This window comes from Comamonas sp. B-9 (genome assembly GCF_000410635.1).
GTDB lineage: Bacteria > Pseudomonadota > Gammaproteobacteria > Burkholderiales > Burkholderiaceae_C > Comamonas.
In genome coordinates, this window is record NZ_KE148528.1 from 3,833 (window position 1) to 28,027 (window position 24,195).

21 protein-coding genes and 1 pseudogene are annotated in these 24,195 nt (G+C 63.3%); 16 read left to right on the top strand and 6 right to left on the bottom strand.

Annotated features, from left to right (window positions below; all coding sequences use genetic code 11):
• Nucleotides 1-298: pseudogene (locus tag H928_RS32710) on the top strand (hypothetical protein); the annotation flags it as partial.
• A 65-nt stretch (nt 299-363) separates the two neighbouring features.
• On the opposite strand, the gene H928_RS0106350 reads toward H928_RS32710, so the two are convergent.
• The 3 genes from H928_RS0106350 to ilvA are packed head-to-tail and all read right to left on the bottom strand — an operon-like array spanning nt 364 to nt 3,373.
• Nucleotides 364-948, bottom strand: coding sequence for a histidine phosphatase family protein (locus H928_RS0106350; RefSeq protein ID WP_021025734.1), 585 nt, complete (start codon nt 946-948; stop codon nt 364-366).
• The gene (gene cobS, locus H928_RS0106355; RefSeq protein WP_021025735.1) at nt 945-1,781 is read right to left on the bottom strand and encodes an adenosylcobinamide-GDP ribazoletransferase; all 837 of its coding nucleotides are present in this window, start codon (nt 1,779-1,781) and stop codon (nt 945-947) included. Before cobS ends, H928_RS0106350 begins: the two co-directional genes overlap by 4 nt.
• A gap of 23 nt (nt 1,782-1,804) precedes the next feature.
• Nucleotides 1,805-3,373, bottom strand: coding sequence for a threonine ammonia-lyase, biosynthetic (ilvA, locus tag H928_RS0106360; RefSeq protein WP_021025736.1), 1,569 nt, complete (start codon nt 3,371-3,373; stop codon nt 1,805-1,807).
• Between the two features lie 265 nt (nt 3,374-3,638).
• On the opposite strand from ilvA, the gene H928_RS32825 reads away from it, so the two are divergent.
• The 4 genes from H928_RS32825 to H928_RS0106375 are packed head-to-tail and all read left to right on the top strand — an operon-like array spanning nt 3,639 to nt 5,395.
• The gene (locus tag H928_RS32825; protein WP_204366288.1) at nt 3,639-3,824 is read left to right on the top strand and encodes a hypothetical protein; all 186 of its coding nucleotides are present in this window, start codon (nt 3,639-3,641) and stop codon (nt 3,822-3,824) included.
• A 16-nt stretch (nt 3,825-3,840) separates the two neighbouring features.
• The gene (locus H928_RS0106365; RefSeq protein ID WP_021025737.1) at nt 3,841-4,290 is read left to right on the top strand and encodes an OsmC family protein; all 450 of its coding nucleotides are present in this window, start codon (nt 3,841-3,843) and stop codon (nt 4,288-4,290) included.
• A gap of 9 nt (nt 4,291-4,299) precedes the next feature.
• A complete protein-coding gene (locus H928_RS0106370; protein ID WP_239644893.1) occupies nt 4,300-4,989 on the top strand; it encodes a nucleotidyltransferase domain-containing protein in 690 nt (229 codons plus the stop codon).
• Entirely contained in the window at nt 4,955-5,395 is a 441-nt protein-coding gene (locus H928_RS0106375; RefSeq protein WP_021025739.1) for a hypothetical protein, read from the top strand. Before H928_RS0106370 ends, H928_RS0106375 begins: the two co-directional genes overlap by 35 nt.
• A gap of 66 nt (nt 5,396-5,461) precedes the next feature.
• Here the strand turns inward: H928_RS0106375 and coq7 are convergent, their stop codons facing one another.
• Nucleotides 5,462-6,082, bottom strand: coding sequence for a 2-polyprenyl-3-methyl-6-methoxy-1,4-benzoquinone monooxygenase (coq7, locus tag H928_RS0106380; RefSeq protein WP_021025740.1), 621 nt, complete (start codon nt 6,080-6,082; stop codon nt 5,462-5,464).
• A gap of 323 nt (nt 6,083-6,405) precedes the next feature.
• Here coq7 and H928_RS0106385 point away from each other — a divergent pair, with 323 nt between their 5' ends.
• The 9 genes from H928_RS0106385 (at nt 6,406) to H928_RS0106425 (ending at nt 18,765) form a co-directional block, all read left to right on the top strand.
• Nucleotides 6,406-7,461, top strand: coding sequence for a porin (locus H928_RS0106385; RefSeq protein WP_021025741.1), 1,056 nt, complete (start codon nt 6,406-6,408; stop codon nt 7,459-7,461).
• A 567-nt stretch (nt 7,462-8,028) separates the two neighbouring features.
• A complete protein-coding gene (locus H928_RS0106390; protein WP_021025742.1) occupies nt 8,029-9,609 on the top strand; it encodes an ABC transporter substrate-binding protein in 1,581 nt (526 codons plus the stop codon).
• Between the two features lie 181 nt (nt 9,610-9,790).
• Nucleotides 9,791-10,771 (top strand): ABC transporter permease, encoded by a 981-nt coding sequence (locus tag H928_RS0106395; protein WP_021025743.1) that lies wholly within the window; start codon nt 9,791-9,793, stop codon nt 10,769-10,771.
• 1 nt (nt 10,772) lies between these two features.
• Nucleotides 10,773-11,990, top strand: coding sequence for a M20 aminoacylase family protein (locus H928_RS0106400; RefSeq protein WP_021025744.1), 1,218 nt, complete (start codon nt 10,773-10,775; stop codon nt 11,988-11,990).
• Nucleotides 11,991-12,040: 50 nt separating this feature from the next.
• Nucleotides 12,041-13,615, top strand: coding sequence for an ABC transporter substrate-binding protein (locus tag H928_RS0106405; protein ID WP_027010622.1), 1,575 nt, complete (start codon nt 12,041-12,043; stop codon nt 13,613-13,615).
• Between the two features lie 53 nt (nt 13,616-13,668).
• Nucleotides 13,669-14,580, top strand: coding sequence for an ABC transporter permease (locus H928_RS0106410; RefSeq protein WP_027010623.1), 912 nt, complete (start codon nt 13,669-13,671; stop codon nt 14,578-14,580).
• 35 nt (nt 14,581-14,615) lie between these two features.
• On the top strand, nt 14,616-15,614 hold the full coding sequence (locus H928_RS0106415; protein ID WP_021025747.1) for an ABC transporter ATP-binding protein: 999 nt from the start codon (nt 14,616-14,618) through the stop codon (nt 15,612-15,614).
• Between the two features lie 5 nt (nt 15,615-15,619).
• Nucleotides 15,620-16,672, top strand: coding sequence for an ABC transporter ATP-binding protein (locus H928_RS0106420; RefSeq protein WP_239644894.1), 1,053 nt, complete (start codon nt 15,620-15,622; stop codon nt 16,670-16,672).
• A 173-nt stretch (nt 16,673-16,845) separates the two neighbouring features.
• Nucleotides 16,846-18,765: a 5'-nucleotidase C-terminal domain-containing protein gene (locus H928_RS0106425; RefSeq protein ID WP_027010625.1), complete on the top strand. Its 1,920-nt coding sequence runs from the start codon at nt 16,846-16,848 to the stop codon at nt 18,763-18,765.
• A gap of 72 nt (nt 18,766-18,837) precedes the next feature.
• Here the strand turns inward: H928_RS0106425 and H928_RS0106430 are convergent, their stop codons facing one another.
• Both H928_RS0106430 and zwf read right to left on the bottom strand, forming a co-directional pair.
• Nucleotides 18,838-19,683 (bottom strand): MurR/RpiR family transcriptional regulator, encoded by an 846-nt coding sequence (locus tag H928_RS0106430; protein ID WP_021025750.1) that lies wholly within the window; start codon nt 19,681-19,683, stop codon nt 18,838-18,840.
• 43 nt (nt 19,684-19,726) lie between these two features.
• The gene (zwf, locus tag H928_RS0106435; RefSeq protein ID WP_021025751.1) at nt 19,727-21,196 is read right to left on the bottom strand and encodes a glucose-6-phosphate dehydrogenase; all 1,470 of its coding nucleotides are present in this window, start codon (nt 21,194-21,196) and stop codon (nt 19,727-19,729) included.
• Between the two features lie 183 nt (nt 21,197-21,379).
• Here zwf and tal point away from each other — a divergent pair, with 183 nt between their 5' ends.
• Nucleotides 21,380-22,327 carry a transaldolase gene (gene tal / locus H928_RS0106440; protein ID WP_021025752.1) on the top strand — a complete coding sequence of 316 codons (948 nt, stop codon included), beginning with the start codon at nt 21,380-21,382 and terminating at the stop codon, nt 22,325-22,327.
• 53 nt (nt 22,328-22,380) lie between these two features.
• A complete protein-coding gene (pgi, locus tag H928_RS0106445; RefSeq protein WP_021025753.1) occupies nt 22,381-23,988 on the top strand; it encodes a glucose-6-phosphate isomerase in 1,608 nt (535 codons plus the stop codon).
• Nucleotides 23,989-24,195: the final 207 nt, after the last annotated feature.

The window sequence follows — 24,195 nt, forward strand, 5'->3', positions numbered from 1 at the left end:
CGTGGATGACCAGCCTGCCAAGGTGTTCCGCGTGGGCACGGTCGTAGCCGATGGCCTGGTGCTGCAGGCCCTGCGCAGCGATGCGCCCCGTGCCGTGAGCCTGGGCACTGGTGTTGATGGCCCGGCGGCTGTCACGATCAACCTGCCTGCCTTGCGCCCGGTGGATACGGTGGCTGCGCCGATCCCGGCCTCTGTGCCGAATGCCCCAAATGCCGTGGCTGCGGCACCGCAAGGCGCTGCCCCCGTACCCGCTGCCGCCCCCAATGTGGACCGCAGCACCGGCTCCTTGCGCGACTGACAGATTGCCGGCGCTTTACGTAAAAGTTTGTTGGGGCGGCCTGGAACGGCTCTCTGAACAGGTTCTTACACCTCGCCGAACAGCGGTAATCGGAGCCATTCCCCATGAGCGAGCTTGACTGACGGCCAGTCCTTGGCCAGCGGCAGCCTTTGGCCGCGTGTCAGCAGCCAATGCGTGCATTGCGCCACGCCAGCATGGCTGATCCAGAGCACGGGCTGGCCGGTTTCCAGCGCCTGCTGGCGCGCCGCATCCAGCGCACGCGCCACGCGCGCCATCATCGTGGCCAGCGATTCGCCACCGCCTGGTGCATAGGCCATAAAGTCTGCTGTCCAGGCCTGCATCTCTTCGCGGGCGATGCCGTCCCAGCGCTGGCCTTCCCAGGCGCCAAAGTCCATTTCTGCCAGATCGTCGCAGGCGCGCAGCGCGAATGCCGGTGCCTGCGCCTGCAAGGCCGTGGCCAGCTGGCTGCAGCGCTGCAGTGGCGAATGCCAGACCGTTCCGGCCGGCAGTGCCTCGGCGGCCCAGGCGTTTTGCAGGGCCCGTGCGGCGGCGGCGGTGGCCTTGTCATCGGCGGCCATGTTGGTGCGGCCGTAGCAGATGCCCGGCGCCACCAGGGGCTGGGCATGGCGCTGCAGCCACAGCGCCGTCATGCCAGCGCCTTGGCCAGCAAGCTGCCGGCAGGGCCCAGCGACAGCGCGGCACCCAGGTAGAACGCGATCTCGCTGACCTGCTCGGCAGCGCCCAGGCCATCACCGGTAAAGCCTTGCAGGCGGCGCTGCAGCCACTGGCGCATCCACAGCGCGGCGGCGGCGCTAAGCACCAGGGCCAGCAGCAGAACCACCCAGCCTTGGGCGAGGCCCAGCAGCAGGGCAGCGGGCAAGGACCAGGCTACGCAGCAGGCCAGGCCTTGGCGGCTGATAAAGGCCGCCAAAGGCTTGCTTTTGGACGAGGCGCTGTCGCCCACATGGGGCAGGCTGCGCACGACAAACATCGGCCAGAGGCGGGCGATCACATGGGCTGTGACCAAGGTTGCCATCGCCAGCGCCAGGCTGTGGCTGGCCAGCAGCGCGACAAGAGCGGTCTTGCTGAGTACGGCCAGCACCATCGCCATCGCGCCATAGGCGCCGATGCGCGAGTCCTTCATGATCTCCAGTGCGCGCTGGCGCTCGTGGCTCCCGCCCAGGCCATCGACCACATCGCTCAAGCCATCCTCATGGAAGCAGCCGGTGAGCAGCACGGTGGCCAGGGTGCTGAGCACGGCGGCGACCAGCGGGCTGTAGCTATTGCCAGAGGGCAGCAGCAGGCTGCCAGCGGCCAGCACCCCGGCGGCCACCAGGCCCACGATCCAGCCCACGCCGGGGAAGTGGCCGGCGCTGGCGCGCAGCATCTCGGGGCTGTAGCCCACCCAGTCGCCCAGCTTGCCAGTGACCGGAATGCGGGTGAAAAACTGCACCGCGAGCAGAAAATGGCGCAAGGCTTGCATGCTGCGGCTGGGCCCGTTTGGCGTTAGGCCTGCAGGAACAGCTTGTAGGCCGGGTTCTGGGTCTCTTCAATCCAGGGGTAGCCCAGGTTGTTCAAGAACTGCTCAAAGCTGTGCGAGTCTTCCTGGGGCACCTGCATGCCCACAAGGATGCGGCCGTAGTCCGCGCCCTGGTTGCGGTAGTGGAACAGCGAAATGTTCCAGTTGGGCGCCATCAGGCTCAGGAACTTGAACAGCGCACCGGGCCGCTCGGGGAAGACAAAGCGCAGCAGGCGCTCGTCCTGCGCGAGCTGGGAGCGCCCGCCCACCATGTGGCGCACATGTTCCTTGGCCAGCTCGTCAAAGGTCAAATCCAGCGCTTCAAAGCCGTTCTTCTGGAAGTTGCGGCAGATTTTTTCCGACTCGCCCTTGCTGTTGGTCGAGATGCCGACAAAGACATGGGCACGCCGGTCATCGCTGATGCGGTAGTTGAACTCGGTCACGCTGCGCGCGCCGCCGGGCAGGTTGCCGATAACTTCGCAAAACCGCTTGAAGCTGCCGCGCTCTTCGGGGATGGTGACGGCAAACAGCGCTTCCTTTTCCTCGCCCACATCGGCCCGCTCGGCGACAAAGCGCAGGCGGTCGAAGTTCATGTTCGCGCCGCTCAGGATGGCGGCATAGGTCTCGCCCTTGGTCTTGTTCTTGGCCACATACTGCTTGATGCCGGCCACGGCCAGCGCGCCCGAGGGCTCGACGATGGAGCGGGTGTCGACAAAGATGTCCTTGATCGCGGCGCAGACGGCATCGGTGTCGACGGTGATGTATTCATCGACCAGGCCATGCGCGACGCGGAAGGTCTCCTCGCCCACCAGCTTGACCGCGGTGCCATCGGCAAACAGGCCCACATCGTTCAGCGCCACGCGCTTGCCTTCGCGGGCCGACTGGATCATCGCATCCGAGTCGTTCATCTGCACGCCGATGACCTTGATCTCGGGCCGCACCGCCTTGATGTAGTTGGCGACACCTGCGATCAGCCCGCCACCGCCAATCGCGACAAAGACCGCGTTCAGTGGCGAGGAGCCGATTTTCTGCACCTGGCGCATGATCTCCATCGCAATCGTGCCCTGGCCGGCGATCACGTCCGGGTCATCGAAGGGGTGGACAAAGGTGAGGTTCTGTTCCTTTTGCAGCTTGAGCGAGTGCTCGTAGGCATCGCTGAAGCTCTCGCCGGCCAGCACCACCTCGCCGCCCAGGCCCTTGACGGCATCGACCTTGAGCTGCGGCGTGGTGGTGGGCATCACGATCACGGCGCGGGTGCCCATGCGGCTGGCCGACAGCGCGACGCCCTGGGCATGGTTGCCTGCCGATGCACAGATCACGCCGGCCTTGAGCTGCTCGGCCGTCAGGTGGGCCATCTTGTTATAGGCGCCGCGCAGCTTGAAGCTGAACACCGGCTGCTGGTCTTCGCGCTTGAGCAGCACCTTGTTGTGCAGGCGGCGGCTGAGGTTCTTGGCCGAGTCCAGGCTGGATTCAATGGCCACGTCATAGACACGCGCAGTGAGGATTTTCTTCAGGTAATCGGCCGGCGTCAGCGCGGCAGCAGTCTTGGAGGGCATAGGGATGCACGCTAGAGAAAGGAGGCAACGAGAAGGTAGCGCATGCGGATGGCGCGCCTGGTTGATGCGCCAGCCAGCAGGGCATGCGCGGGTGGCGGCATGGGCGGGGTGGCGAGCATCAGGTGATCGAGAGACCGATGCACTATAACCGCTGGCATTCACTGGAGCGGACCGGCGGTGGAATTGCGCCGGCGCAGGGCAGAAAAAAAGCCCCTGATGTGAATCAGGGGCTTGAAACCACCATTTGAGAGGTGGAGGAGACAACTTGCAAGCTACATCCAGCAGTTGGGGCTTTCGCCTAGCTGTGGAGCAGCAGATGAGTCCAAGTATAGCGATGTTTCTGCTGCGTTGCAGCAAAATAATGTGCGCAACCATTTTTTTTGCCAATGCTGTTGATAGACAGCAACAAATAGCAGGGGTCAGGGCATATCTGCCACACTGTGGCGTCTGATTTTTGGAGAGTTGCAATGGAATGCACGGTAACGTGGACGGGTGCGAGCGGCGCCCGCTCGGGAATGGGCTTTGTCGCAGAAACGGGCAGCGGCCATGTGGTGGCCATGGATGGCGCGCCCGACGCGGCCAATCCGGCCAACGGCGGCCAGAACCTCGCCGCCCGCCCGATGGAGCTGCTGCTGGCTGGCACCGGCGGCTGCACCGCCTATGACGTGGTGCTGATCCTCAAGCGCGGCCGCCACGATGTGAAAAACTGCACCGTGGCCCTGAAGGCAGAACGCGCCGACACCGAGCCCAAGGTCTTCACCAAGATCCATATGCAGTTCACCGTCACCGGCAAGGGCATTCCCGCAGCGGCAGTGGAGCGCGCGATCGCGATGAGCCATGAAAAATACTGCTCGGCCAGCATCATGCTGGGCAAGACAGCCGAGATCACCACGGGGTTTGATCTGGTGGAGGCCTAAGCATGGCTGTTGACATCCCGCAATGCCCCGGTGGCAAGGGGGCGGGATGTCAGCCTGTCTTGTGGTCCGATGCAAAAAAGGCGACAATTGACGCCTTATATGAATCAATCTTTGATTGCCTTGCTGCTGCCCGAATACCGGCGGCGTGTCCTGGGGCTGTTGCTGCTGCACCCTGATACGCAGCTGCACGGGCGAGAAATTGCCAGGCGCACGGGGCTGCCGGCAGGCACCATCACCCGAGAACTTGGCAAGCTCACATCGGTGGGCTTGTTGCAGCGAGAAAAACGGGGCAACCAACAGCTGTACCGCGCAGACAAGCGCTGCCCCATTTTTACAGAGCTGGCCAGTATCTTGCGCAAGACATCTGGCGTGGCCGATGTGTTGGCGGCCGCCCTGGCGCCTGTTGCAGACAAGATCGATGTGGCCTTTATCTATGGTTCTGTGGCGCGCGGGCAAGAGACTGCGGGCAGCGATATTGACCTGATGCTGGTCGGTCAACTAGGATTTGACGAGGCGGTACAGTTGCTGTGGCCGCTGCAGGCGGAGCTGGGCCGGGAGATCAATCCGCAAGTACTGGGCCAGCAAGAGTTCGCAGCGCGCGCCCAGGATGCGTTCATGCGCGATGTACTGTCCAAGCCCAAGATCTTTGTGGTGGGGGGTGACGATGAGCTTGCAAAACTTGGTCGGCATCAGTCTTGAGACCGTGGAGCCCCATGCGCAGCAAGTGCGGTCTTTGCTGGCTGCGGCTGACCGCAATATTGCCGATGCACACATTGCCGGCTTAAGTGAAGAAAACCAGTTTGATGCCGCCTACAAGGCCATCATGCAGTTGGCCATGCTGGGCCTGATGGCCCATGGCTACCGCACACTGACCAGCAAGCCGGGCCACCACCAGACCGCCATCCAGACGCTGGCACTTACCGTGCAGTGGCCCAGTGAGAAGATCTGGCCGCTGGACGCCTTGCGCAAGCAGCGCAATTTGACGGACTACTCTGGAGACCTGGTCTCCCAGGCGGCGGTAGACAGCTGCCGGAACAATGCCATGGCCTTGCGGGCCCATGTGCATGGCTGGCTGCAGGCGCAGCGGCCTGACTGGTTGGCTTAAGAATGCTTTCTGGCCGCCTCAGAGGCGGCCTTTGCATGGGGTCCCCGTCCGGCCCTGTCTCTCTATCTATATATGGTGTGCCGTCACGGTCATCACCTTGGAGGCGATCTTCATCAGCATCCGGGCGGGAAGTGGTACCGGCAGCGCGCCGGCATCCACCGCTGCGGCGGCATGGCGCTCCTCGTCGGCTTTCATCTGGCTGACGACGGCCCGTGAGGGCGCATCATGCGCTGGCAGCAGCTCCAGGTGGGACTGCAGGTGCAGGGACACCTGGTTTTCCGTCTCTTCGACAAAACCCAGGCTGGCGCGGTCGCTCACCTTGGCGGCCACGGTGCCGATCACAAAAGCGCCGGCAAACCACAGCGGATTGAGCAGGCTGGGGCGTTCGCCCAGGTCCTGCAGGCGCTGGTGGGTCCAGGCCAGGTGGTCCATCTCTTCCTGGGCGGCTTCGAGCAGGTGTTCGCGCAGATGCTCGTCGCGGGTGACCATGGCCTGGGCGGTGTAGAGCGCCTGCGCGCAGACTTCGCCCACATGGTTGACCCGCATATAAGAAGCGGAGAGCTTCTTCTCCTCCGGGCTGAGGTCCGCCTCGTCCATGCCCGCAGCGGGCGAGGGGTTGGCCGCACGGGGCGTTGCAAACAGGGTGCGCAGCGCAGTATCTGCTGCGCAAAGGAGTCGTTCTTGCATAGGCTGCCATGCTAACCAGTAGAATACACCCCGCTGCAAACATGGCGAATCTCCTCTGGAGCGGCTTGTTTTGCAGCAAATTTTTGTCGAAAAATAGGACGGCGGCTGACATTCGTTAAACGTTGCACTCAAGCAACGATTTGCAGCGAATAGGTCCTCAAGTGGGGGAATTTGTTTGCGCAACCGCCTGCGGTCTGTTGAAATAGAGAGAACTTCCACACTAGGAGGTTGGCGCGGGAGCAGGTAGAAGTTGTGCAGAACCGTGAGGCTGACATCAACCCCCCCGTACCAGCGCCGTCTGTTAAACCTTGGAGTAACTCGCAATGAAAAAATCTCTTGTTGCCTTGGCAGTGCTGGCCGCTTCCGGCGCCGCAATGGCTCAATCTTCCGTGACCCTGTTCGGTATCGTTGATGCTGGCGTGACCTACGCTAAGACCAGCGGTGGCGAAAGCAACTACGGTCTGACCAACTCCGGTAACGCCACCAGCCGTCTGGGCTTCCGCGGCGTGGAAGATCTGGGTGGCGGTCTGAAGGCTGGTTTCTGGCTGGAAGGCGCAATCCAGAACGACAGCGGTACCGCTTCCGGCGGCGGCGCTGCAGGTCCTGGCTTCGAGTTCAAGCGTCGTTCCACCGTGTCCCTGATGGGCAACTTCGGTGAAGTGCGTCTGGGTCGTGAACTGACCGCAGCTTACAACACCGTGTCTGGCTACGACGTGTTCGGCCAAGTCGGTATCGGCCAAAACTTCAGCTTCGGCAACGGCACCTACGGCTTCGGCGACCCAGTTCGCGTGGGCAACATGGTTTCGTACTACACGCCTAACATGTCCGGCTTCACCGCTGGCGTGAACTACGGCTTCGGCGAAACCGCTGGCGACAGCTCCGCTAAGCGTTACATCGGCGTGTCCGCTGGTTACAACAACGGCCCTCTGAGCGCCGGCATTGCTTACGACCAGCAAAACGATCCTACCGCCAGCTTCGAAAAGGCTCAAGGTCTGGGTCTGGGCGCTGCTTACAACTTCGGCGCTTTCAAGCTGTCGGGTCTGATCCGTCAAGTGCAAAGCACCCCAGTGGGTGGTGGCAGCAAGGCTAAGTTCCAGTCCGCTGGTCTGGGCGCAACGGCTGCTGTCGGCGCTGCTGGCGAAGCACGTCTGGCTTACAACTACTACGACAACAAGGAAATCGAAGGCAAGGCTCACCAGCTGTCGCTGGGCTATGTCCACAACCTGTCGAAGCGCACCGCTCTGTACGGCACCTACGCTTTCCTGAAGAACCAGAAGAGCGAAACCATGAGCCTGTCGGCTAACGGCCTGGGCATCGACCCAGCTGGCGCTGGCAAGAACCAAAACGCTATCACCGTTGGTGTGCGTCACGCTTTCTAATGAATGGCTAGGATTTCCTAGCTACTCAACCTGAAAAGCAAAAAGCCCGTCGAAAGACGGGCTTTTTTTATGCCTGCTCGCAGCACCTATACCCGGGCTGCTCGGCCCTGTTCCGGGCAGATGGCCGCTGTCGCGGCGACCGCCGTCGCAGTGACCGCTGCAGTGGTCTGCTCGCTCGGTCAGCATGTTCAATACCCCATGCGGAGACGCCAAACCGTTGGAAGCACCAGGGCTGTTGCTCTTTCATCGCTGAGCGGCAGGTGAGCAACTGCGCTGGCTTGTGGCAGGCTTGATACATACCGCATGCTGTATCGGCGCTGGTAGCCGCCAAGATGCTGCTGTATCGCTTTTTTGACATGTGGGAATAGAAGGGTAGGCGTGGTCTGGCAGGCAGGGCGTTTTCATAATTAGCAGATGAAGCCGTGTTTTGCCCGACAAAACACCTGCTATTGCCGGTCACCTAACAGAAATAAACAGGACTCGGGAATATCCCCGCCTTGGGGGAAGCACCATGCGGAAGATCGATTCCTTGCGGCATAGTGAAGCACTACTATTCTGCGAGGACTTATGAAACAGCCTTCTCTTGCTCTGGTTGCGATAGCGGTAGCCGCCGTTTTGTCAGCTGGCGTGGCCCAGGCCAAGCCCTTCAAGTGGGCCAGCCAGGCCGACGTTGCCAGCTGGGATATCCATGCGCAAAACAATGGCCTGCACAACGCCATTCATCCCTATGTCTACGAGACCCTGGTCACCTACAACAGCAAGACCTTTGCGGTCGAGCCGCTGCTGGCCACCTCGTGGAAGGAAGTGACTCCCAAGCAGATGCGCTTTGCATTGCGCCAGGGCGTGAAGTTCCAGGATGGCTCGAGCTTCACCGCCGATGATGCGGTGTTCTCGATCACGCGTGCGATGGCCAAGACCTCGAACTACGGACCCTTTGTGCAGGGCATCGAGAAGGTCGTCAAGGTCGATGACGGCACCATCGATATCTTCATGGTGGACCCCAATCCCGTGCTGCTGCGCCAGATGACCGAGCTGCGCATGATGAGCAAGGCCTGGTCGGAGAAGAACAAGTCCACCGAGCCGATGGACATCAAGAAATCCGACGAGAATTTTGCCCACCGCAATGCAATGGGCACCGGCCCGTTCATCCTGGAGTCCTGGCAGCCCGATGTGCGCATGGTGCTCAAGAAGAACCCCAACTGGTGGGGCCAGATGCCGGGCAATGTGACATCGATCACCTACACCCCGATCAAATCGGCGCCGACCCGCATGGCGGCGCTGCTGTCCGGTGAAGTGGACATGGTGCTCGACCCAACGCCGCAAGACCTGAACCGCCTGCGCGCCAGCCCGGACTTGAAGATCCTCGAAGGCCTGGAAAACCGCACGATTTTCTTTGGCATGGACCAGTTCCGCGATGAGCTGCCCGGCTCCAGCGTCAAGGGCAAGAACCCGCTCAAGGACCAGAAGGTGCGCCAGGCGCTCTACCAGTCCATCGACATCCAGGCGATCACCAAGACCATTCTGCGCGGCCTGGGCAAGCCCACCGGCACCCTGGTGGCGCCCCAGGTCAATGGCTGGACCGAGACCGTGGGCCAGCGCCTGCCCTATGACCAGGACGCCGCCAAGAAGCTGCTCGCGCAAGCGGGCTACCCCGATGGCTTCGAGGTCGACTTTGCCTGCCCCAACAACCGCTATATCAGCGACGAGGCGATCTGCCAGGCAGTCACCGCGATGTGGGCCAAGATTGGGGTCAAGGCCAAGCTGCGCACCTTGCCGATGGTCACCTACTTCCCGATGATCCAGCGCAATGAAGCGAGCATCTACATGCTCGGCTGGGGCGTGCCCACCTTCGATTCGCTCTACAGCCTGCAGTCGCTGGTGCGCACCGTCGGCAAGGGCGGCGACGGAAACTACAATGTCGGCCGCTACAGCAACGAGCGCATGGACTACCTGGTCGACCGCGTCAAAACCGAAACCGACCAGCCCGTGCGCACCCGCATGCTGACCGAGGGCTTGCAACTGTCCAACGACACGGTCTCGCACCTGCCGCTGTACGACCAGGTGATCCCCTGGGCGATGAAGAAGAACATCGACCTGGTGCACCGCGCAGACAACCGGGTGGACATCAAACTGGTGACGGTCCGTTAGTCAACGGTGAGCAGTTTGCAGGCCTGCTGCCCGGTGCGGCAGCCGGCCATTTCATAAAAAGCGAAAGAAGAATAGGCAGACAAAACGGGTGCCAGGGGCGCTTTGCAGAACCCTCGTCAACGGGGTTTTGCAGGGGGTCTCTAGGGCACCTTCCCTCTGTTTGTCACGATGAGAGTCAGCCATGTTTGCATTCATATTGCGCCGATTGATACAGGCGGTGATCGTGATGATCGCCGTGGCGTTCATTTCCTTCATGTTGTTCCAGTATGTGGGTGACCCGGTCACCTTCTTGCTGGGCCAGGATGCCACCCCGCAGCAGATTGCCGAGTTGCGCAGTGCGCTGGGGCTGGACAAACCGTTTTTCGTGCAGTTCTGGCACTTCTTGCTCAATGCTGCCCAGGGCGAATTTGGCATCAGCCTGCGCCAGGGCGCCAAGGTCTCGTCCTTGATTGCCGAGCGCTTCCCGGCGACCTTTGAGCTGGCCATGGTGGCCGCGTTGCTGGCCCTGGTCATCGGCGTGCCGATGGGCGTGTATGCCGCGCTGCGGCGCGGCAGCTTCATGAGCCAGGTGTTCATGACGATGTCGCTGCTGGGCGTGTCCCTGCCCACCTTCCTGATCGGTATCTTGCTGATCCTGATCTTCTCGGTGCACCTGGGCTGGTTCCCGAGCTTTGGCCGTGGCACGACGATGCAGCTGGGCTTTTGGAGCACCGGCCTGCTGAGTGCCAAGGGCTGGCACCACATCATCCTGCCGGCCATTACCTTGGCCGTGTTCCAGCTCACCTTGATCATGCGCCTGGTGCGCGCCGAGATGCTGGAGGTGCTGCGCACCGACTACATCAAGTTTGCCAAGGCCCGGGGCCTGAGCAACCGCACGATCTACTTTGGCCATGCCCTCAAGAACACGCTGGTGCCGGTGATGACCATCACCGGTCTGCAGCTGGGCGGCCTGATTGCCTTTGCCATCATCACCGAGACCGTGTTCCAGTGGCCGGGCATGGGCCTGCTGTTCATCCAGGCGGTGACCTTTGCCGATATCCCGGTCATGGCCGCCTACCTGTGCCTGATTGCGCTGATTTTTGTGGTGATCAACCTCGTGGTCGATCTGTTGTATTTCGCTGTCGACCCGCGCCTGCGCGTCGAAAAATCGGGAGGGCACTGAGATGCCACGTCTGCCTTATAGCGCGAGCTCGCGCGCCTTTTCTCACCTGGCCCAGATCCATCCGGAGCTGACGGCCTTCCGCCGTGACCTGCATGCCAACCCGGAGCTGGGTTTTGAAGAAAAATACACCGCGGCTCGCGTCAGCGAGGCCTTGCGCCTGTGTGGTGTCGATGAGATCCACCAGGGCATTGGCAAGACCGGCGTGGTCGGCGTGATCCGTGGCCACAAGCACGGCAGCGGCCGCATGATCGGTCTGCGCGCCGACATGGATGCACTGCCCATCACCGAGCAGGGCAACTGCAGCTGGCGCTCGGGCAAGCAGGGGCTGATGCATGCCTGCGGCCATGACGGCCACACTGCGATGCTGGTGGGCGCGGCGCGCTACCTGGCCGAGACGCGCAATTTTGACGGCACGGCCGTGCTGATCTTCCAGCCCGGCGAGGAAGGCTATGCCGGCGCGCGCGAGATGATCCAGGACGGCCTGTTCGAGCGCTTCCCGGTCGATTCGGTCTATGCGATGCACAACTGGCCCGCGATGCGCCAGGGCATGATCGGCATCAACCCCGGCGCGATGATGGCCGCAGCCGACCGCATCCAGATCAATATCACGGGCAAGGGTGGCCATGGCGCCCATCCTTACCAGACCAATGATGTGGTGCTGGCCTCGGCCCACCTGATCACGGCGATCCAGTCCATCGTCTCGCGCAATGTGCGTGCCATCGACTCGGCCGTCATCAGCATCTGCGCGCTGCAGTCGGGGGACCTGGCTGCGTTCAGCGTCACGCCGGGCTCGTCGACCTTGGTGGGCACGGTGCGCACCTTCAACCCCGATGTGCAGAACATGGTCGAGCGCCGCCTGGGCGAGCTGTGCCAGGCGCTGGGCCTGGCCTTTGGCGTGAATGCGCAGCTGCAGTACGAGCGCTCCTACCCGGCGACGATCAACACCGCCGAAGAAGCGGTGTTTGCCGGCGATGTCGCCTCTGACCTGGTGGGCGAAGCCCTGGTGGTGCGCAACATGGACCCGAGCATGGGCGCTGAGGATTTCTCCTTCATGCTGCAGCAAAAGCCCGGGGCCTATCTGCGCCTGGGCCAGGCCGTCGGTGACGACATCATTCCGCTGCACAACAACCGCTACGACTTCAATGACGATGTGCTGCCGCTGGGTGCGGCGCTGCATGCCGGAATCGTCGAGCGTGGCATGCCACTTGCATTGGGCTAAAGCCTCAGCTCCCGGCCCGGGGGGGCCGGACTTCAGAAAAGGGGAGAACGATGAAACACACGATGAGCAAGACCTTGTTGGTATCGATGCTGGCTGCCGCCTATGTTTGCGCCGGCGCGCAGACCGTGCGCATCGGTTCCCAGGGCGATGCCCTGTCCATGGATCCGCATTCCTTCAACGAGACAGTGCAGCTGAGTGTGACCGGCAATGTCTACGAGCCGCTGGCCGGCCGCAACAAGGACCTGAGCCTGCGCCCGGTGTTGGCCACCAAGTGGGAGCAGACCTCGCCCACTGTCTGGCGTTTCACGCTGCGCAAGGGCGTGCAGTTCCACGATGGCACGCCGTTCACCGCCGATGATGTGGTGTTCTCGATGATGCGCACGCAGCTAGAGGGCTCGGACATGAAGTCCTACACCAACCCCATCAAGGAGACGCGCAAGGTCGATGACTACACGGTGGACATCGAAACCAAGGACCCGGCCCCGATTCTGCCGAGCATGATCTCGCAGGTCTACATCATGAGCAAGGCCTGGTCCGAGGCCAACAATGCCGTCAACCCGGTGGACCGCCGCAAGGGCATCGAGAACACCGCGTCGTTCAAGGCCAATGGCACTGGCCCCTACCGCGTGCGCGAGCGCCAGCCCAATGTGCGCACCGTCTTCAACCGCAGCGCCAACTACTGGGACAAGGTCGAAGGCAATGTGCAGGAGGTCGTCTACACGCCGGTAGCCAATGACGCGACCCGCGTGGCCGCGCTGCTGTCGGGCCAGGTCGATGTGATCGACCCGGTGCCGGTGCAGGATCTGGACCGTGTTGCCAATACCGGCAGCACCCGCGTGGTGTCCGGGCCGGAGCTGCGTGCCATCTTCATGGGCATGGACCAAAAGCGCGATGAGCTGCTGAACGCCAGCGTCAAGGGCAAGAACCCGTTCAAGGACAAGCGCGTGCGCCAGGCCTTCTACCAGGCCATCGATATCGACGGCTTGCACAAGCAGGTGATGCGCGGCGCCTCGGGCAATCTGGCCACCTTGATCGGCAAGGGCGTCAATGGCTATACCGACGACATCAAGCGCCTGCCCTACGACCCGGCCGCCGCCAAGAAGCTGCTGAGCGAAGCGGGCTACCCCGATGGTTTCTCGCTGACCTTGAACTGCTCGAACGACCGCTACATCAACGACAGCCGCATCTGCCAGGCGGTGTCGGCCAACCTGGCCAAGATCGGCGTCAAGGTGCAGCTCAATGCCGAGACCAAGGGCACCTATTTCCCGCGCATCATGCGCCATGAAACGGCCTTCTACATCCTGGGCTGGACGCCGTCGACCTACGACGCCCACAACCCGCTGCTGGCCTTGATGAACTGCAATGACGGCAAGGGTGCCGGCGCGTTCAACTACGGCAACTACTGCAACCCCAAGGTCGATGCCTTGACCCGCCAGGTGCAGTCGGAGACCGACACCACCAAGCGCAACCAGGCGATCCATGAGGCGCTGCAGACCGTGGCCGACGATGTGGGCTACCTGCCGCTGCACCAGCAGTTCATGAACTGGGGTGTCAGCAAGAACGTCGAGCTGGTGCAGATGGCCGATGGCTTCATGCCCTTCAAATGGATGACCGTGAAGAAGTAAATGCCCCGGGCCGCTGCACTGCAGCGGCCAGAGACTAGAGAGAGAAGATGACGATGAAAAACCGAATCAGGCGCTGGATGGACAGCGATGTGGGCTACAGCTTTCGCAAGTCGCCCACAGCCATCGTGGCCGCCCTTATTGCGGCGGTCTGCGTGTTTTGCGCGCTGTTTGCTGGCTGGGTGGCGCCGCACAACCCCTTTGACTTGACCACGCTGGAGCTGAGCGACGCACGCATTCCGCCGGTGTGGAGCGAAGAGGGCGGCTGGAAATACATCCTGGGCACCGATGACCAGGGTCGCGACATTCTGTCGGCGCTGATGTATGGCGCGCGCATTTCGCTGATCGTGGGCCTGGCCTCGGTGGCCCTGTCCGTGGTCGTCGGCGTGGGCCTGGGCCTGCTGGCCGGCTTCAAGGGCGGCTGGATCGATTCGGTGCTGATGCGCCTGTGCGATGTGATGCTGTCCTTCCCGGCCATTCTGGTCGCGCTGCTGATCGCTGGCGTGGGCCGCGCGGTGTTCCCCAATGCCAATGAATCGCTGGCCTTTGGCGTGCTAATCATCTCGATCTCGCTCACCGGCTGGGTGCAATACGCACGCACGGTGCGCGGCTCGACCATGGTCGAGCGCAACAAGGAATATGTGCAGGCCGCCCGCGTCACCGGCGTGGCGCCGCTGCGCATCATGGTCAAGCATGTGCTGCCCAATGTGCTGGGCCCGGTCATGGTGCTGGCCACCATCCAGGTGGCCACCGCCATCATCACTGAGGCGACCCTGTCCTTTCTGGGCGTGGGCGCGCCGCCCACCTCGCCCTCGCTGGGTACCCTGATCCGCGTGGGCAATGACTACCTGTTCTCCGGCGAATGGTGGATCACCATCTTCCCGGGCCTGATGCTGGTGCTGATCGCGCTGTCGGTCAACCTGCTGGGCGACTGGCTGCGCGATGCGCTCAACCCGCGCCTGCGTTGATGGTGCGGACACAAGACGAACAAGGAACAACCACGATGTCATTGTTGGAAGTAAAAAATCTGGTGGTCGAGTTTCCCAATCGCCATGGTGTGCTGCGGGCGCTGGACAACATCTCCTTTTCCATCGCCCCCGGCGAGATCCTGGGCGTGGTCGGTGAATCGGGCGCGGGCAAGTCGCTGACGGGCGCCTCCATCATCGGCCTGCTCGAGCCGCCAGGCCATGTGGCCTCGGGCGAGATCGTGCTCGAAGGCGAGCGCATCGACAACCTGTCCGCCGACAAGATGCGCCATATCCGGGGCCGCCGCATTGGCGCGATCTTCCAGGATCCGCTCACCTCGCTGAACCCGCTCTACACCGTAGGGCGCCAGCTGATCGAGACCATCCAGACCCACCTCAAGCTCTCGGCCTCGGAGGCGCGCCAGCGCGCGATCGAACTGCTCAAGGACACCGGCATTCCGGCCGCCGAAGAGCGGATCGACCACTTTCCGCACCAGTTCTCCGGCGGCATGCGCCAGCGGGTGGTGATTGCGCTGGCGCTGGCGGCCGAGCCCAAGCTGATCGTGGCCGACGAGCCCACGACCGCGCTCGACGTATCGATCCAGGCGCAGATCATCAGCCTGCTCAAGAACATCTGCCGCACCCGTGGCGCGGCCGTGATGCTGATCACCCATGACATGGGCGTGATTGCCGAGACCTGTGACCGGGTCGCGGTGATGTACGCCGGCCGTGTTGCGGAAATCGGCCCGGTGCATGAGGTGATCAACCACCCCGCGCACCCCTACACACGCGGCCTGATGGCGTCCATTCCGGATATGGAGGCCGACCGTGAGCGCCTGAACCAGATCGACGGCGCCATGCCCCGGCTCAATGCCATCCCCAAGGGCTGCGCCTTCAACCCGCGCTGCCCCCAGGTGTTTGACCGCTGCATGGAGCAGCGCCCCGAGCTGATGGCTGCTGGCGCCACCCAGGCCGCCTGCTGGCTGCATGCAGCCGATTACCAGCCCCAAGTGGCTGCCACCGAGGACACGGTATGAGCGAGATGGCAACCATGACGAACAAGGACGCAGCAGCGCTGCAAGGCGCGGGCGACAAGCAGCCCCTGGTGCAGGCCCGTGACCTGGCCAAGACCTTTGATGTGTCGGCACCCTGGCTCAACCGGGTGCTGGAGCGCAAGCCGCGCAGTCTGCTGCGCGCCGTCGATGGCGTGAGCTTTGACATTGAAAAGGGCAAGACCCTGGCCCTGGTGGGCGAGTCCGGCTGCGGCAAGAGCACGGTGGCGCGGCTCTTGGTGGGCCTGTACGGCCCCACGCGCGGCAGCTTCACCTTCGATGGCCAGGATGCGCATGCCGCCTTCCGCGACCCGAACGCGCGCGCGATGCGCCGCCGCGTGCAGATGATCTTCCAGGACCCCTATGCCAGCCTGAACCCGCGCTGGTCGGTCGAGCAGATCATTGGCGAGCCGCTCAAGGAGCATGGCCTGATCACCAACACCGAGCAGCTCAAGGCCCGCGTGGCCGAACTGCTGGTGCAGGTGGGCCTGGCGCCGATGGACATGCTCAAGTACCCGCACCAGTTCTCGGGCGGGCAGCGCCAGCGCATCTCCATCGCCCGTGCACTGGCGACCGAGCCGGAGTTTCTGGTCTGCGACGAGCCCACCTCGGCGCTTGACGTTTCCGTGCAGGCCCAGGTGCTCAACATCATGAAGGACCTGCAGAAAAAGCGCGGTCTGACCTATCTGTTCATCTCGCACAACCTGGCTGTCGTGCGCCACGTCAGTGACCAGGTGGGTGTCATGTATCTGGGTAGGCTGGTAGAGCTGGCCGATAAGCAAACCCTGTTTGCCAAGCCGCGCCACCCCTATACGCGCATGCTGCTCGATGCCATCCCGAAGATGCACGACACCGGCAAGGCGCGCACCCCCGTGCAGGGCGAGGTGCCCAATCCGCTCAACCCTCCTACCGGCTGCGCCTTCAACCCGCGCTGCCCACTGGCCAATGAGCGCTGCCGCAGCGAGCGTCCGCAGCTGATCGATGATGGCGGCGTGAAGGTGGCCTGCCATGCGGTGGAAGAGGGGCGCATCCCCGTTTTGTGATGCACTGGCGACTGCCTGCGCTGTGCGCGGGCAACCCACCAAACCGGCGTCCTGGACGCCGGTTTTTCATGGAGCGGGTGCCTTGACAAGCCCCTTTGCTATTACAGAAAGTCACACCTACGTCATCTGGCGGACAAACCATAGAGCTCTTTGTCATAACGGAGAGAGCAGAAATGGTTGCATTGTCAGTGCGAGAGGGTGCACGTCAGGTGATGGTTTGGACGGTGTGCGGCGTGGCGGCTGCCGTGCTGGTGGCTTGCGGTGGAGGCGGCTCCAGCGACAACGACAGCGAAAAAGACGATGTGCTGACGATCCTGCACATCAACGACCACCACTCCACCTTGGCCAGCAAGACGGCCACCCTGCAATTGCCGGTGGACGGCAAGACCACGGCCGTGACCGTGGACGCCGCAGGTTTCCCCCGCGTGACGGCCGCCATCGAAGCGATTGCTGCCCAGTCGACCCATGTGCTCAAGCTGCACGCCGGCGATGCGGTGACGGGTACCTTGTACTTCAACCGCGCAGGTGCCGATGGCGAGGCCGACATGGCCATGCTCAACACCGTGTGCTTTGATGCCTACACCCTGGGCAACCACGAATTCGACAAGGGCGACACTGGCCTCAAAGGCATCCTCGATCGCCTCAAGAGCGGCAAATGCACGACCCCGGTGCTGAGCGCGAACGTGCAGTTCGGTGCCAGCTCGGCACTGAACCCCAGCCGCGCACCGAACATGGTCTCGCCCTCCACCGTGGTGGAACGTGGCGGCCAGAAGATCGGTATTGTCGGCCTGACCATTGCGCAAAAGACCAAGGCCTCGTCCAGCCCGGACAAGGACACCTTGTTCGAAGACGAAGCCGTCGCGGCCCAGCGCGAAATCGACAAGCTGCAGGCCCAAGGCGTCAAGCGCATTGTGCTGCTGAGCCACATTGGCTACGACAACGACCGGACCATCGCCAAAAAGCTGCGCGGTGTGGACGTGATCGTTGGCGGTGATTCGCACACGCTGCTGGGCCCAGACGCGATGAAGACCATCGGCGTGGGCACGCCAGGCGGCGCCTACCCCACCAACACCACCGACCTCGACGGCAAGCCCGTCTGCATCGTGCAGGCCTGGGAATACTCGCAAGTCGTCGGTGAGCTCAAGGTCAAGTTCGACAAGGACGGCGTGGTCAGCCAGTGTGAAGGCACGCCCCACGTGCTGATCGGCGATGACTTCAAGATCGCCGGCACTGCCGCCACCGAAGCCCAGCGCACGTCCATCATCAGCAGCGTGAATGCCGCCGGTTTCCTGCGCATCACGTCGCCGTCCGCCCAGGCGGCCGCCGTGCTCAAGCCTTTCACCGAAAAGGTCGCCGGCTTCAACGTGACCAAGGTGGCCTATGCCCCGCAAGAGCTGTGCTCGCGCCGGGTGCCGGGCGGTGAAGGCAGCACCGACTACAGCCGCTCCAGCGCGGCCTGCAATGCCGAAGGCAGCGTCAGCCTGCGCGGTGGCGACATCCAGCAGCTGGTGGCCCAGTCCTACCTGGAAGTGGCCAACGAACACTACGGCGGTGCCGACATCTCGCTGCAAAGCGGTGGTGGCGTGCGCATTCCGCTCAATGGTGAAGTGACCGCCGCCAATGCGATCCAGGTGCTGCCCTTTGGCAACATGCTGTTCCGCCTGGATGTGACCGGCACCGAAGTCAAGGGCATGCTCGAAGACGGCCTGGAAGCTGTCTACGGCGCTGGCGGCTCGACCGGCCCTTACCCTTACACCGGCGGCATGCGCTTTGACGTGAACGCCAAGGCCGCCTTTGGCAGCCGTGTCACGGGCATCGAAGTGCGTGACACCACCAGCGGCCAATGGACTGCGCTGGACCAGGGCAAGACCTATCGCCTCTTTGTGCTGAGCTTCAACGCCAACGGCGGTGACGGCTACAAGACCCTGGCCTCGGTGCCTGCAGCGCGCCGCCTCGATATCGGTGTGCTCGATGCCGATGTGTTCTTCAACTACATCGAATCGCAGCCCAAGGATGCCACCACCGGTCTGCCAGCGCTCAAGCGCCTGTCCACCGACCTGTACAGCACCAAGAGCTTTGTGGATGTGCGTTAAACGCTAATGCCGCATGACGAAGGGGCAGCCTAGGCTGCCCCTTTTTTCGTTCCGGCCAGGCAAAAAACGCCGTCAGGTATAGCGCTTGGCGTGCAGGTTGTCCTTCATCTGCTGCAGCACCGGCTGCAGCGGCTCGCCGATGCGCAGCGCCACGCTGGTGGCCAGCACATCCAGGATCAGCAGGTGCAGCAGGCGCGAGACCATGGGGCTGTAGCGGTCGTAGCCCTCGGGGTGGTCGGCGGCCAGGTGGATATTGGCCGCGCGTGCCAGCGGCGAGCCGCTGGCGGTGATGGCAATCGTTGTGGCGCCATTGCGCTTGGCGATGTCGGTGGCATCCATCAGGTCGCGGGTGCGGCCGGAGTTGGAGATAACGATGGCGCAGTCGCCCGGGCCCAGCATGGTGGCACTCATCACCTGCATATGGCCGTCGCTGGTCGCCAGGCTGGTGACGCCCAGGCGAAAGAACTTGTGCTGCCCATCCTGCGCGACGATGCCGGAGTTGCCGACGCCATAGAACTCGATGCGCTTGCCCGCCTGCCAGGTCGCCACGATGGCGCTTGATGCGGCCTCCAGCGCCGTGGTGCTGGCGGCATTGCGGTAGGCCAGAAAGGCCGCGACCGAGTTGTCCACCACCTTGACCAGCACATCGCTGGTCTTGTCATCGGCATCGACGCTGCGGTGGATAAAGGGTACGCCTTCGCTGACGCTGCCGGCGAGCTTGAGCTTGAAATCGGCCAGGCCGTCATAGCCCATGCTGCGGCAAAAGCGCACCACGGTGGGCTTGCTGACATGGGCCAGTTCGGCCAGCTCGCGCACCGGGCGCGAGGCAAAGGCACGCGGATCGGCCAGCACCAGGCGGGCCACGCGCTGCTCGGCCGGTGCCAGCGAGGGGAGAGAGGCGGTGATGCGGTCTAGCATGGCGTTACCTTGAAGCGGGTGAAGCGGTGGTGGGCGGCGGCGGTCAAAACTCCTCCATCCAGCTGTGGCCGTCGCGTGCCACCAGCGCGCTGGCGGCGCCCGGGCCCCAATGCCCGGCCACATAGGGGCGCGGGCTTTCGCCGCGCGCATTGGCCTGTTGCCAGGTCTCCAGAATCGGCTCCACCCACTGCCAGGCGGCCTCCTGCTCGTCGGCACGCACAAACAGGTTCAGGCGCCCGGCGATCACGTCGAGCAGCAGACGCTCGTAGGCGCCCACACGCTCGGTGCCAAAGCGCTGGTCAAAGTCCAGGTCCAGCGCGGCGGGCGACAAGGTCTGCACGCCGCCGGTATCGGCCTGGCTTTGCGCGGCAGCCATCAGCTGCAGGGTCAGGCCATCCTTGGGCTGCAGGTGGATGGTGAGGCGGTTGGCCGCGCCCAGCGGCGTGCGGTAGATGGCATGGGGCACCTGGCGGAAATGCACGACGATCGAGGCCTCGCGCCCGGCCAGGCGCTTGCCGGTGCGGATGAAAAACGGCACGCCGGCCCAGCGCCAGTTGCTGATCTCGGTGCGCAGCGCGACAAAGGTTTCGGTCTGGCTGGTGGGCGAGACACCTTCTTCCTGGCGGTAGCCCGGCACCGGCTTGCCGGCAATCTGGCCGGCCGCGTACTGGCCGCGCACCACGTCGCGGATCACCGTCTCCGGCGTCCAGCGCTTGAGCGACTGCAGCACCTTGAGCTTTTCATTGCGGATCGCATCGGCGTCAGCGCTGATGGGCGGCTCCATGCCAATCGCGCACAGCAGCTGCAGCGCATGGTTTTGCACCATGTCGCGCAGCGCGCCGGTGCTTTCGTAGAACTCGCCGCGCTTTTCCACGCCCAGCTGCTCGGCCATCGTGATCTCGATGCTGGCGATGTTCTCGCGCCGCCACAATGGCTCAAAGATGGCATTGCCAAAACGCAGCGCCAACAGGTTCTGGACCGAGGGCTTGCCCAGGTAGTGGTCGATGCGGAAGATCTGCGCTTCGGAAAACACCTCGCGCACCGCTGCGTTGATCGCTCGGTTCGAGGGCAGGTCATGGCCCAGCGGTTTTTCCAGCACCACGCGGGTGCGCTCGGTGGCCAGGCCCGCTGCGCCCAGCTGCTCGCAGACGGTGGTGAACAGCGATGGGGCCGTGGCCAGGTACATCACGACGGTGTCGGCATCGCGCGCCTGCAGCAGCTCGCGCAGCGCGGCATAGTCGGCCGGTTGCGACAGGTCCATGCGCAGGTAGTGCAGGTGCTGGGCAAAGCGGGCAAATTCCGCGTCGCTGGGCCGCTTGTCGGCCTCAACCTCGGCCAGCCGCTGGGCGATCAGCGCGCGGTACTCGTCGTCGCTCATTGCCCCTCGGCCCACGCCGATGATGCGCCCGCCCGCAGGCAGGCTGCCGTGGCGGAAAGATTGAAACAGCGCGGGCAGCAATTTGCGCCAGGCCAGATCGCCGGTACCGCCAAATAAAACCAGATCAAAACGCATGAAACTTCCTGAACATCAAGGCAGGGATTAATGTAACTCAGTTTCATGGCCGGAGAGAAGCCGTAGAATACATCCACCCCTGAACCGGGCATAAGTTCGGTTAAGCTTGGGCGGCCCTCATGTTGGCCGCAGTACGCCGTGGGAGACAGGCGCGGCAAACCGGATATTGACCAAGAGCAGACCATGAACCAACTCGATGCACTCAAAGCGCTGACCACGGTAGTGGCAGATACCGGTGACTTTCACCAACTCGCGCAGTTCCAGCCGCAAGACGCGACGACCAACCCGTCCTTGATCCTCAAGGCCGTGCAGAAGGCCGACTACGCGCCGCTGCTGACCGAGACCGTGCAAAAGTTCCGCGGCAAGCCGCTCGATGAGGTGATGGACCGCCTGCTGGTGCGCTTTGGCGCCGAGATCCTGTCCATCATTCCAGGCCGCGTGTCGACCGAAGTCGATGCCCGTCTGTCGTTCGACACCGACGCGACGGTGGCCCGGGCCCAGCGCATCATCGCGCTGTACGAGGCCGAAGGCGTGCACATCGACCGCGTGCTGATCAAGATCGCCTCGACCTGGGAAGGCATCCAGGCTGCCAAGGCGCTGGAAGAGCAGGGCATCCACACCAACCTGACCTTGTTGTTTGCGCAGTGCCAGGCCATTGCCTGTGGCCAGGCCCAGGTGCAGCTGATCTCGCCTTTTGTCGGCCGTATCTACGACTGGTACAAGAAGCAGGCTGGCAGCAACTGGGACGAGGCCGCGATGGCCGGTGCCAACGACCCAGGTGTGAAATCGGTCAAGGCGATTTTTGATTACTACAAGCATTTCGGCATCACCACCGAAGTGATGGGCGCGAGCTTTCGCAATATCGGCCAGGTCACCGCGCTGGCGGGCTGCGATCTGCTGACCATCTCGCCCGAGCTGCTGGCCCAGCTGGCCGCCGCTGACGCACCGCTGCAGCCCGCGCTGAACGCCGAAGCGTCCAAGGCGCTGTCGCTGGAGCGTGTGCAGTACGACGAAGCAGGCTTTCGCTTTGCATTGAACGAAGACGCGATGGCCACCGAAAAGCTGGCCGAAGGCATCCGCGCTTTTGTCGCCGATGCCATCAAGCTCGACAAGTTGTTGCAATCGGCCTGATCGGGTGGCTGCCAGCCCGCCTGGCAGCCCCGTGCAGCCATTTACACTGCCCTATGAACCGAGAATGTGCGACACAGCGCAAGCGCTGCGATGAAACCCCCGCGTGGCAAGAACTGCAAAAATACTACGACGCGGAGGGCCGGGGCCAGGACCTGCGCGCGGCCTTTGCCGACGATGCGTCCCGCCTGGACCAGTTCAGCCAGCAGGCGCCCCATCTGTTGGCCGACCTGTCCAAGAACCTGATCGACCGCCAGAGCCAGCAGCTTTTGCTGCAGCTGGCGCGCGACTGCGGTCTGGAGCAGGCGCGCGATGCGATGTTTGCCGGCGCCCAGGTCAACGGCTCCGAAGTCCGTGCCGCCATGCACTGGCTGCTGCGCCAGCCCGCCCAGGGCCTGGACAGTTGGCTGCCGGATAGCCCGGCCACCGTGCGCGAGGCCCTGGCCGATGTGCAGCGCAGCCTGGCCCAGATGCTGGCGCTGGCCGAGCAGGTGCGTGCCAACCCGCAGATCACCGACATCGTCAACATCGGCATTGGCGGCTCGGACCTGGGCCCGGCCATGGTGGTCAATGCGCTGGAAGACTGGCGCATTGCCGGCAAGCGCTTCCACTTTGTCTCGAACGTGGACGGGCATGAGCTGGGCCATGTGCTGGCGCAGACCCGGCCCGAGAGCACCTTGTTCCTGGTCGCGTCCAAGTCCTTCACGACCCTGGAGACCATGGTCAACGCGCATTCGGCGCGTGACTGGTTTCTTGCGCAAGGCGGCAGCGAGGACCGCAGCGCCGCGCTGTCGATCTCCCAGCACTTCTGGGCGCTGACCACCAATACCGAGGCGGCAGCGGCCTTTGGCATCGACACCACCTTGGGTTTCTGGGACTGGGTCGGCGGCCGCTATTCGCTGTGGTCGGTGATCGGCCTGCCGATTGCAATTGCGGTGGGGGCCGAGTCCTTCCGTGCGCTGCTGCAGGGCGCGCATGACATGGATGTGCACTTCAAGACCGCGCCGCTGGCGCAGAACCTGCCGGTGCGGCTGGGCCTGCTCGATGTCTGGTACCGCAACTTCCACGGCTTTGCCACGCGCTGTGTTGCGCCCTACAGCCATGGTCTGCGCCGGCTGTCGGCCTATTTGCAGCAGCTGGAGATGGAGAGCAACGGCAAGGGTCGTGATGTGCACAACCAGCCGCTGCCCTATGCGACGTCGCCCGTGGTCTGGGGCGAGCCCGGCACCAATGGCCAGCATGCCTTTTTCCAGATGATCCACCAGGGCCGCGATGTGATCCCGGTGGAGTTCATTGCCGCGCGCGAGGGCGGCAAGAACCTGGCCAGCCACCAGAACAACCTGGTGATCAATGCGATTGCGCAGGCGCAGGCGCTGCTGGTGGGCCGCACCGAAGAGCAAGGCCCCAAGTACTGCCCGGGCAACCGCCCCAGCAGCTTCTTGCTGATGGACAAGCTCACCCCCACCTCGCTGGGCGCGCTGATCGCGCTGTACGAGCACCGCGTGTTTGTCAGCGGTGCCCTTTGGGGTATCAACAGCTTTGACCAGTGGGGCGTGGAGCTGGGCAAGCAACTGGCCAAGGACCTGTTTGCGCGCCGCGACCAGGGCGACTGGCAAGGCGTCGATCCCTCGACCGTGGCGCTGGTCAGCCGCTTGGCGCCCTGATGCTACGCGCCAGGCACTGCCGTCAGCGAATACGGCAGTGCAGCACGGTGTTTCCAAAACAGCAACACATGCTTCTAAATACGCGCTAGGGATTGGCGCGACTCTCTGGAATACTCGGAGGCTGGATGCGCTGGCGCAAAACCGGCGCATCCTTTTTGTTTTAAAGCGCATGTGCAGCGCACCAAGACCAGCGCAATCGCAAAGCTG